Origin of the sequence: Marinobacter zhejiangensis (assembly GCF_900114775.1) — a bacterium.
GTDB classification, from domain to species: Bacteria; Pseudomonadota; Gammaproteobacteria; order Pseudomonadales; family Oleiphilaceae; genus Marinobacter; species Marinobacter zhejiangensis.
Window position 1 is genome coordinate 208,265 of the sequence record NZ_FOUE01000005.1, and the last position, 9,414, is coordinate 217,678.

Here is a 9,414-nt window from a genome sequence, read left to right on the forward strand (position 1 = left end):
GGCCCATCAGGGCAGCAACCCCATCGCCTGGGCGGCAATGCGGTGCTTCAGCGGCTCGGCGCGATCAAGCCAGCGCATACCGGCATTACGGATCCAGCGCAACGGCAGCTCGTCACGGGCAAACAACTGCTTGAAGCCTTCCATCGCCGCCATCATGGCCAGGTTATCGCCCTTGCGCCGACGCTGGTAACGAGCCAGCACCAAGGGGTCATTGACCGCCACTTCCATGCCGCGCGCCCGCTCCAACTCTTCCAGTAACGCCCTGACGTCGGCATAGCCCAGGTTAACGCCCTGGCCGGCCAGGGGGTGAATTGTGTGGGCCGCATCGCCCACCAGTGCCAGACCATCGGCGATGTACTCCTTGGCATGACGCTGGCGTAGCGGGAATGCCCAGCGGCGGGAAACCGCCTTGAGCCCGCCCAACTGGCGTTCAATCGCCGCTTCCAGTTCGGCGCTGAAATCGGCATCGGACAGCGCCATCAACCGGCGAGCCTCATCGGTGTCCTGTGACCAGACAATGGAGCAGAAATGCCCACCCTCTCCGTCGATACTCCCTTGCAGCGGCAGGAAGGCCAGTGGGCCGGTGGGTGAGAACCGTTGCCAGGCGGTGTAGTCGTGAGACTGTTCCGTCTGTACGGTACAGACAATCGCCTGCTGATCATAATCCCACTCCCGCGTGGGCAAACCGGCCCACTGCCGAACCCGCGATTGAGCGCCATCCGCAGCCACCACCAGTCGGGCAACCAGTTTCCGCCCGTCAGCAAAGGTCAGAGTACGCTCACCATCGGCACCCGTCATTCCGGTCACCGCAACACCGGAAAACACGGTGACCGAACTGTCTGCCAGCGCCAGAAACAGCGCCCGCACCAATACCCGATTCTCGACAATAGCCCCCAGCTCAGCCACGCCCATGCTGGCCGCATCGAAATAGATGCGACCGGTACCATCGGCGTCCCAAACAGTCATCCCGGAATAAGGGCAATGGCGCTGGCGCGCAACGTTTGGCCAGGCCCCCAGGTCCGCCAGCAAACGCTGGCTGGCCGCGGAAATCGCACTGACCCGCGGTTCGAAATCATCAACGGTTGTGGCCGATCCCGGCTCCGCAAGCAATGGCTCGAGTTCAGCGGCCTCGATCAGCGCCACCTGCCAGCCCTGCTGAGATAACCCGAGTGCCAGGGCACTGCCAGTCATGCCACCACCCACCACAACCACATCAAACTGAAGGGGTTCAGTCATCCATTACCTCCTGCGTAACAGCGCCAAACCGCGGCCGGCGTCCACCAAGCCCCATCGCGCTGCGGGCAAACCAGCGCTTGGCACCGGGAAGCAGGTCCAGACCAACCAACCCGGCGTCTCGGGCCAGCTTCATAGCGGGGATATCCAGACCGAAAATCTGGATCAGGGAGTCAGAAAACCTGACCGTGCTCTGGCAATCCCGGCGGTGGTTTTCCTGATAATGTCGCAGTATCTGCAAACTCCCCAGGTGTTCACCGCGGACCTGCGCCTGCTGCAGCTGTTCCACCAGCGCCATGATTCCCCGCAACGCCAGGTTAAAGCCCTGGCCCGCCACCGGGTGCAGGGTATGTGCGGCATTCCCGATCAGGGCAATGCCGGGACGTACCACCTCGTTAACGGTCGTCAGGGTCAGTGGGTAGTGGTGGCATTGGCCAATCCGGGTGAACCTTCCAAGCCGCCAGCCAAAGCGCTGCTGCAATTGCTGGCAGCGTTCCTCATCCGTCACGGCGAGGATGCGTTCCAGGGCATCGTCCGTCAGGGTCCAGACCAGGGCGCTGTCGTGGCCAGCCCGGTCACCACTGCCATGGGGGAGCAGAGCCATTGGCCCGGCATCGGTGAATCGTTCGTAGGCAGTAAAACCATGGTCACAAGAGGTAGACACGTTGGCAATCAGGGCATGTTGCCCGTAGCTGGAACTGTCCACCCGGAACCCCAGTTGTTCACGCAGCCCGGAGCGGCCGCCATCGGCAATCACCACACACTGGGCCTGAAGCTCGGTGACGTGTTCGCCGGACGCAACCTGTACGGCAACCCCGCGAACGTTATTGGTGACGCCCCGAACCTGCGCCGGCGCCCGCCAGGTCACCTGGGGGCATGCCACCAGCGCTGACATCAGGCACAGGCCCAGCCAGCGGTTGTCGACAACATAACCCAGCGCGTCCTGGTCATGGTCGCTGGCGGCCAACCGGGTGGCGCCAAACCGGCCCCGGTCAGATACGTGGATATGGCGAATCGGCGTGGCATGGCGGGCCAGGGCACCCCATAGATCCAGTTCCTCGAACATCAGCCGGGAGCCCCAGGCCAGCGCCGTGGAACGAGCATCGTAACTGGGTTGGTAGGTGTCCGCCGACGCGTCCGGCGTTAACGGGAATGCCTCCACGACGGTAATCCGAAGCGCCGGAATCGCCCGCGTCAGCGCCAGTGCCAGGGTCGCGCCAGCCAGCCCACCCCCGGCAATTACAATATCGGTATCCAGTTGCTTGCGTGTCACGATCAGCTTGCCATCAGCGCTTCAATGCCATCGACGGTTTTCGGAACGCCGTCAGTCAGTACCTGGCAACCGTCCCGGGTAACGACCACGTCATCCTCGATACGGATGCCAATCCCCCGCCAGCGAGGGTCCACATCGGTGTTGCCGGGTGCGACATACAGGCCGGGCTCAACTGTCAGCACCATGCCCGGCTCAAGTTCCCGCCAAGCATCCCCCACCTTGTAGTCACCAACATCATGCACATCGAGCCCCAACCAGTGGCCGGTCCGGTGCATAAAGAATGGCTTGTAGGCCTCTTTCTCCAACACCTCCTCCAGGCTGCCCGCCAGCAGCCCCAGATCAATCAGGCCTCGACACAGCACCTCAAGAGCGGCCTCGTGGGGGTGATTCCAGTGATTGCCAGGCCGTACCGCGTCAATCGCCGCATACTGGGCCGCTAGCACTACTTCATAGAGGGCCTTCTGGTCCTCACTGAACTTGCCACTGACCGGGAAGGTACGGGTGATGTCGGAGGCATAGCACTCCAGCTCGCAGCCCGCGTCGATCAACACCAAGTCACCGTCTTTCAGTTCATCGCGGTTCTCGATGTAGTGCAGGATGCATCCGTTAGCCCCGGCCCCCACGATGGAGGGGTAGGCCGTTGAACGGGCACCGTGGTCCATGAAGGTGTGAACCAGCTCCGCTTCGAGGTTGTACTCGAACTCCCCGGCCCGGGCTCGCTTCATGGCCCGGCAATGAGCCTCGGCACTGATCTCTCCGGCTTTGGCCATGACTTTGATTTCGTTGGCACTTTTGTAGAGCCGGAGGTCATGGAGGTGGTGTTCCAGGGACACAAATTCACCCGGAGGCTGGGCGCCAGAGCGCACCTTGCTGCCGATGGTTTTCACCCAATCCATAACCTGAGCATCGAAACTGTGGTCCTTACCCAGGGGGTAGTAAACCCGGCTGCGACCTTCGATCATGCCCGGCAGGATGTCGTCAATATCGGCAATGGGGAAAGCATCATCCATCCCGTAGCGCTCGATCGCGCCTTCCGGCCCTGCCAGGAACCCATCCCACAGTTCCTTTGCCGGGTCACGTTCCTTGCAAAACATCACCGACTCGCCGTGCTCCCGCCCGGGAATCACCACCAGAACCGCCTCTGGCTCATCAAACCCAGTCAGGTAGTGAAAGTCGCTGTCCTGGCGGAAGGGGTGCAGCACATCCCGGTTACGGACCCGCTCCGGTGCAGCCGGAACAATGGCGATGCTATCCGGTGCCATCCGCTCCATCAGTTTCTTGCGGCGTTCAGCAAACTCTTTGACGGGGATAATTGATGCCATAAAGAAGGGTTCCACCGGTTATACAGGAGTTAATGCAATGTCTTCGATTCACGGGGTTCAGGGGCATTGTATTCGGTAAATACCGCCAATGCCCCCAAACGCACGTATTCGGTGATCTCGGTCAACTGCTGCTCACTTTCGTCGCTGTCGTCCTCGGCCTCGGAGACCTGACTGATGGCCACCAGATCCTCGATCAGCTCGCGGATTTCCTCCGGCGCAGAACCGAGGGAGGCACCAGCAACCAGTGCCATACCTTCCAGGAAGCCACGAATCCAGGCTGACAAAGCTTGCAGGCGCTGATCCAGGGAGTAGTCGTCATCGGGCAGTAGCGGCTGGAAGCTCATATCCGCCGCCTGGAGCCCGGCTAGGGTATCCGCGTAGGCTTGGCCGATAAACGCCACCAGCGTCTCAGACTCCTCGGTTGCGGTTTCAGGCAAACCCATATGCTCACAGACCAGCACCTGCCAGTCCCGGCTTTCGAGGCGGTTACCCGCGGCCAGACGACCGCACAGGGCACCATGAAGTTCAGATGGGTGGCTAAAGGCCTTATGCTCGGTGAACACATTGGCCCACTGTTCAAATCCGTCTTGTTGACGGTGACTCGCGTCAGAATCAGACATACCGCTCGGGATTCCTGTCGTGAATGGGTCAGCCCCCTATCCTAGCACTCACTGTGTCCGAAGGCATCGACACGATAGCCGCGAGCAGGCAACCAGGCGCACCTTGACCTCGCAGGGGCAAAGCCGATATAAACGTTATAACATAACGATTTCGAGGACGAATAATGCGTTTAAGCCGCCCATCACCGCTTTACTACATTCTCCCCCTTGCCACACTACCGGCATTCGCAGCGGACAACCCGGCCGCCCACCAACACGGCCACGCCACACTTCAGGTGGTCATGGAAGGCCCAACCCTGTCCGTGCTGCTGGACTCGCCGGCTCACAACCTGTTGGGTTTCGAACACCGGCCAGTTACCGCTGATGAACATCACCAGCTTAACCAGGCCACGGAGTGGCTAACAACGACGCCCCTGCTCACAGGCAACGGCATCGTTTGCGAGGTCCAGTCAGCGGACGTTGCAACGGGGCTGAACGAAGACGATCACGAACACTCGGAACACCACTCAGCCTCCGACCTCGGGCACTTCGACGTTGAGGTCACCCAACAAATCAGCTGCAACGACCAGCCCGATGATGGGGTCTGGACCTCCCCCCTGACCGAGCAGTTCGAGCACATGCAGCAGCTTGATGTGGAGTGGATCAGCCCTCAGGGCCAAGGCGCCAGTCGGTTAACTTCACGTGATCGTAGTTTCCGGGTGACACCCTAGTTAGAGTACAACTCGATCGAATCAGCCTGGATGACATAGGCAGCGGTCCCTATGTCGTGCTCAACCCGCTGGATCTCGATCGTTCCACTGACCCAGACCGGCTCGTACAACGCATCAATACGAAAACCGGACGGATAGGTGACATGGATGATTTGATTGGGAGGTGGTGGTGGCACGTGGATACAGGCGCCGTAGTAAGGCACCAGGAAAAACTCCAGAATGGCCATATCCTGAGTGGTTTTGAGGGGCACAATAAAGCCCGCGATTTTTCCGCTGACACCGGACATTTCCGGCACGACCCGGCCAGTCATGATTTCATCCGGCAGGGTCACCGCCTCATCGCCGTCATGGCCAATTTCGGGCAGGCTCTCCAGCAACGCCAGATCACTGGCGGGCATCAGTTCAAGCCAGTCGATTTCCGTCAGTTCAGCAAAGGCCGGCGTTACCAGCATCAGCCAGAGCAGGAACCCGCTCAAGGGTCTGATTTTTTTAACTTTCACAATAAGAGCCCTCGTAAGACAATGCCACGGCATCATACACCAGCGCCTGGAACCGCGATATGAGTAGAGCCCCAACATTTCACGGCATCCATCGACCGGAGTCCGGTTATGCCATTATCAGCCGTAACCTTGGATTTCGCTGGCCCGCGCAGGCTTCAGCGCTAACCTTTCCGGATATCCGACTGCCCCAGGGCGAGAGTCTCTTCCTTCGCGGCCCCAGCGGCAGCGGAAAAAGCACACTGCTCAGTCTCCTCAGTGGCCTTTCGTCATTGCAGGCCGGCGAGTTTCACATTCTGGGGCAAGCGGCCAGCATCCTTTCCAGGCGCCAACGGGACCGGCTGCGCGCAGATCATATGGGCGTCATCTTCCAGCAACTGAATCTGGTTCCCTATCTGAACACACTGCAAAACACCTTGCTGCCCTGCACCTTGTCCAAAACAAGGCGCAACCAGGCACACCCGAGCCCTGCCGACGAAGCCAGGGAACTGCTCACAGCGCTGGCCATCCCTGAATCCCACTGGCAGTTGCCCATCACCCGCCTGAGTCTTGGCCAGCAGCAGCGGGTAGCGGCCGCCAGGGCACTGATGGGCAACCCTGCCCTGATCCTGGCTGATGAGCCGACATCAGCGCTCGACGCCACTAACCGGGACCGCTTTGTCGACCTGTTATTGACCCAGGCCCGCAAACGCCAGGCCTCCGTGTTACTGGTCAGCCATGACGAAGCCCTAGCTCCCTGCTTCGACCACGAACTCAGCCTGGAAGAACTCCCATGAACCTGAGCGCCGCCTTGCGACTGTCTTCCGCCAGCCTCTGGCACCGCCGTGGCATCCTGGCCCTGGTAACCATCACCCTGACCCTCAGTGTCATGCTGCTTCTGGGCATCCAGTACCTGCGCACGGAGGTCCGGCAGTCGTTCACCAACACCATCGCCAACACCGACCTGATTGTGGGTGCCCGCAGCGGCCAGCTGAACCTTCTGCTGTACTCGGTGTTTCATCTTGGCGATGCCACCAACAACATTCGTTGGAGCAGCTATCAGTCACTGAAACAAGACCCGCTGGTGGCCTGGACCGTGCCCCTGTCCCTCGGAGACAGCTATCAGGGCTACCGCGTCGTGGGCACCGACGACAATTTCCTCGCTTATGTTCAGTTCGGCAATGGCCAGTCACTGGAACTGGCTGCCGGTCAATGGTTTACCCAACTGTTTGATGTGGTACTCGGTGCAGAGGTCGCCCGCGCCATGGCCCACCAACCCGGGGACGACATCGTGCTGGCCCACGGCGGCGGTCGCGTCAGTTTCGTCAACCACAACCAGACCCCTTTTCGGGTTAGCGGCGTCCTGGCGGCGACAGGAACCCCCATTGACCGCGCGGTGTATGTCAGCCTGCCAGGCCTTGAGGCCATCCACGTCGGCTGGGAAGCGGGGGTGCCCTTGCCGGGACGAACTCCCTCCGCCGCCCAGCTCGAAACCATGAACCTTGCCCCAGACTCCCTGACGGCAACACTGGTCGGACTCAAGAACCGCATGATGACGTTTCGGCTGCAGCGTCAGCTTAACCAGTCGCCGGAGGAACCTCTGACCGCCATTCTTCCCGGTGTGGCCCTCAGTGAGTTATGGCGACTGCTAGGACAATTTGAGAAGACGCTGCTCGGAATTACCGGTTTTGTTGTGGTCACTAGCCTGATTGGGCTGGCCACCGTGCTGCTGACGCTCCAGGTCCATCGCAAGCAGGAAGTCGCGATACTGCGGGCGGCGGGAGCTTCACCCTCGCTGATCGCCTCGCTTTACTTGCTGGAGTGCCTGCTACTCGCTTTGCTGGCCAGCGGCTGCGCCCTGGTCATCATCTATGCCTCGATTGCCGCCAGCAGCGACTGGCTGCTACAGCAATTCGGCCTCGCCATCGGGGTTCGCCCCCTCGATACCACCGAGTGGAGCATACTGGCAGGCGTTCCTGCTGCGGCCCTGCTGGTGGGAATTTTGCCCGCGCTAAGGGCCTGGTGGCGCAGTCGCGAAACTCAATTCGGGACAACGTCCACTGAATAACATCCCTGTAAATTGACCGGGTTACAGTCCACACATATAGTTATCCATTCACTGTTAACGTAACTGGACGTACCATGGAACAGTCCGAACTGCAGGCATTGGCGGACAAGCTGGACAGACTGATTGAACGCTGTAAAAAACTGGAGCGTGATAATGCAGCCATGCGCGAGCTGCAGGATGACTGGCAACGGGAGCGTGCCCAGTTAATCCAGAAGAACGATCTTGCCAAGAACAAGATTGAAGCCATGATTGGACGCCTCCGGGCTCTGGAGCAGCACTGATGCCGGAACAGCCAACGACGCTTGAGGTTAAAATCCTCGATAAGGAATACCTGGTTGCCTGTCCGGCCAATCAGCAGAAAGCACTCATGGATGCGGCCAGCCATCTGGACAAGAAAATGCGGGAGATCCGTACCAGTGGCAAGGTGTTTGGCACCGAACGCATTGCCGTGATGGCGGCGCTGAACATTACCCATGACATGCTTCATCAGGACACCATGTCCGACGCCGCCTCGGATCTCCTCAAAACCATGAGCGACAAGCTCGGTGCCGCACTCGGCGACGCCGACAGTTAACGCAACACGGAATCGGGTTTGCATTCCCCCCCGGTGATCGCTCTATAATAGGCCAACTTCCTGGGTTGTTCGCCGGTCGGATACGTCCTCGAGCCGATGCGCAATACCCAGGTGGCCACTCTAGGGCATTGTGAGCATGTCCCCCGCGGGGGAAAGCCTAATCTGCCACAGCGGCCACCAACCTTGAACCTTGGGTTCAAGGGCCACATCCGATAACGGCAACCTGGGAAGCTTTTTTTAATGCCTACGCCGCTCACCTCCCCGTTTGACCCACACCCCGAACAATCTTCACGCAGCGACATCCGCAAGACACTCAGGCGCCGCCGTCAGTCCCTGACACCCGCTCAGCAAACCCAAGCCGCGGAAAAGGTTGCCAAACACCTGCTGGCACATCCGTCGCTCTATCGAGCCCGCCACATAGCCATCTACCTGGCCAATGACGGTGAAATTGATCCTGCGACCTATGTCAGTGCTGCCCGCCGCCGGGGCATCCACTTCTACCTGCCGGTGCTGCACCCCTTTCGCAGTGGCCACATGACCTTTGTGCCCTTTAATGAAGCAACCCGCCTCAAACGCAACCGTTTCGGCATCCCGGAGCCGCTTTTTAACGGTAACCGGTATCGTCCGGCCTGGGCGCTTGATGCGGTACTGTTTCCATTGGTGGGGTTCGACCTGGAAGGCGGGCGCCTGGGCATGGGTGGAGGGTTCTATGACCGCACATTCGCGTTTGTGCGCCAAACGCCACGACTGGCGCCCAAGCTCCTTGGCCTGGCCCACGAAGTACAGCGCGTAACGCGCTTGCCAATTGAGCCCTGGGACATCCCCCTACAAGGCATCGTTACCGAGCAGCGACGTTACGATCTGGCCTGACGTGCCGGGTAAATCTGGCAAGGTACGGAAAAGAAAAAGGGTTTAGCGAAGAAGGGGGGCCGGAATCGGCTCATTGCTAGCACGGCGATCATTTTCCGACGCCTGAAGCGAGGTAAATCCGGTAACAGCAAGACCGATCGCAAAAATCAGAACAATGGCCCGAATAATGTCAGGCTTGCGATGCATGATGCGTGCTCTCCGGTTGATTCACCAGCCAATCTATTTTAAATCAATTGGCTAGTTAGCTTATTGAACAATCAGCTGGAAG

The 9,414-nt window shown here is 59.9% G+C and carries 12 protein-coding genes and 1 other RNA gene; 7 read left to right on the forward strand and 6 right to left on the reverse strand.

Annotated elements, in window-relative coordinates:
• Positions 1-6 precede the first annotated feature (6 nt).
• From BMZ67_RS15920 to BMZ67_RS15935, 4 genes are read right to left on the reverse strand one after another with little or no spacing between them, the layout of a single operon-like run.
• Positions 7-1,236 (reverse strand): UbiH/UbiF/VisC/COQ6 family ubiquinone biosynthesis hydroxylase, encoded by a 1,230-nt coding sequence (locus tag BMZ67_RS15920; RefSeq protein WP_092025432.1) that lies wholly within the window; start codon positions 1,234-1,236, stop codon positions 7-9.
• Positions 1,229-2,506 (reverse strand): 2-octaprenyl-6-methoxyphenyl hydroxylase, encoded by a 1,278-nt coding sequence (ubiH, locus tag BMZ67_RS15925; RefSeq protein ID WP_092025434.1) that lies wholly within the window; start codon positions 2,504-2,506, stop codon positions 1,229-1,231. The genes BMZ67_RS15920 and ubiH overlap by 8 nt, the downstream gene beginning before the upstream one ends.
• A gap of 2 nt (positions 2,507-2,508) precedes the next feature.
• Positions 2,509-3,828 (reverse strand): Xaa-Pro aminopeptidase, encoded by a 1,320-nt coding sequence (gene pepP / locus BMZ67_RS15930; protein ID WP_092025437.1) that lies wholly within the window; start codon positions 3,826-3,828, stop codon positions 2,509-2,511.
• A 29-nt stretch (positions 3,829-3,857) separates the two neighbouring features.
• Positions 3,858-4,448: a UPF0149 family protein gene (locus tag BMZ67_RS15935; RefSeq protein WP_092025439.1), complete on the reverse strand. Its 591-nt coding sequence runs from the start codon at positions 4,446-4,448 to the stop codon at positions 3,858-3,860.
• A gap of 164 nt (positions 4,449-4,612) precedes the next feature.
• Between BMZ67_RS15935 and BMZ67_RS15940 the strand changes: the two genes are divergently transcribed.
• Entirely contained in the window at positions 4,613-5,158 is a 546-nt protein-coding gene (locus tag BMZ67_RS15940) for a ZrgA family zinc uptake protein (protein WP_092025442.1), read from the forward strand.
• Here the strand turns inward: BMZ67_RS15940 and BMZ67_RS15945 are convergent.
• Positions 5,155-5,658: a DUF3299 domain-containing protein gene (locus BMZ67_RS15945; protein ID WP_342713594.1), complete on the reverse strand. Its 504-nt coding sequence runs from the start codon at positions 5,656-5,658 to the stop codon at positions 5,155-5,157. The genes BMZ67_RS15940 and BMZ67_RS15945 overlap by 4 nt on opposite strands.
• Positions 5,659-5,717: 59 nt before the next feature.
• Between BMZ67_RS15945 and BMZ67_RS15950 the strand changes: the two genes are divergently transcribed.
• The 6 genes from BMZ67_RS15950 to BMZ67_RS15975 all read left to right on the forward strand — a co-directional run bounded on the left by BMZ67_RS15950 (position 5,718) and on the right by BMZ67_RS15975 (position 9,146).
• Positions 5,718-6,431 (forward strand): ATP-binding cassette domain-containing protein, encoded by a 714-nt coding sequence (locus tag BMZ67_RS15950; RefSeq protein WP_092025448.1) that lies wholly within the window; start codon positions 5,718-5,720, stop codon positions 6,429-6,431.
• Complete coding sequence (locus BMZ67_RS15955; RefSeq protein ID WP_092025452.1) at positions 6,428-7,702, forward strand: ABC transporter permease; 1,275 nt, start codon at positions 6,428-6,430, stop codon at positions 7,700-7,702. The genes BMZ67_RS15950 and BMZ67_RS15955 overlap by 4 nt, the downstream gene beginning before the upstream one ends.
• 74 nt (positions 7,703-7,776) lie before the next feature.
• Positions 7,777-7,983 carry a TIGR02449 family protein gene (locus tag BMZ67_RS15960; RefSeq protein WP_092025455.1) on the forward strand — a complete coding sequence of 69 codons (207 nt, stop codon included), beginning with the start codon at positions 7,777-7,779 and terminating at the stop codon, positions 7,981-7,983.
• On the forward strand, positions 7,983-8,276 hold the full coding sequence (locus tag BMZ67_RS15965) for a cell division protein ZapA (protein ID WP_092025457.1): 294 nt from the start codon (positions 7,983-7,985) through the stop codon (positions 8,274-8,276). The genes BMZ67_RS15960 and BMZ67_RS15965 overlap by 1 nt, the downstream gene beginning before the upstream one ends.
• Positions 8,277-8,330: 54 nt before the next feature.
• Positions 8,331-8,510: non-coding RNA, 6S RNA (ssrS, locus tag BMZ67_RS15970), on the forward strand.
• A gap of 6 nt (positions 8,511-8,516) precedes the next feature.
• Positions 8,517-9,146, forward strand: coding sequence for a 5-formyltetrahydrofolate cyclo-ligase (locus BMZ67_RS15975; protein WP_092025459.1), 630 nt, complete (start codon positions 8,517-8,519; stop codon positions 9,144-9,146).
• A 42-nt stretch (positions 9,147-9,188) separates the two neighbouring features.
• Here the strand turns inward: BMZ67_RS15975 and BMZ67_RS18620 are convergent, their stop codons facing one another.
• A complete protein-coding gene (locus tag BMZ67_RS18620; protein ID WP_175481950.1) occupies positions 9,189-9,332 on the reverse strand; it encodes a hypothetical protein in 144 nt (47 codons plus the stop codon).
• Between the last annotated feature and the right edge of the window lie 82 nt (positions 9,333-9,414).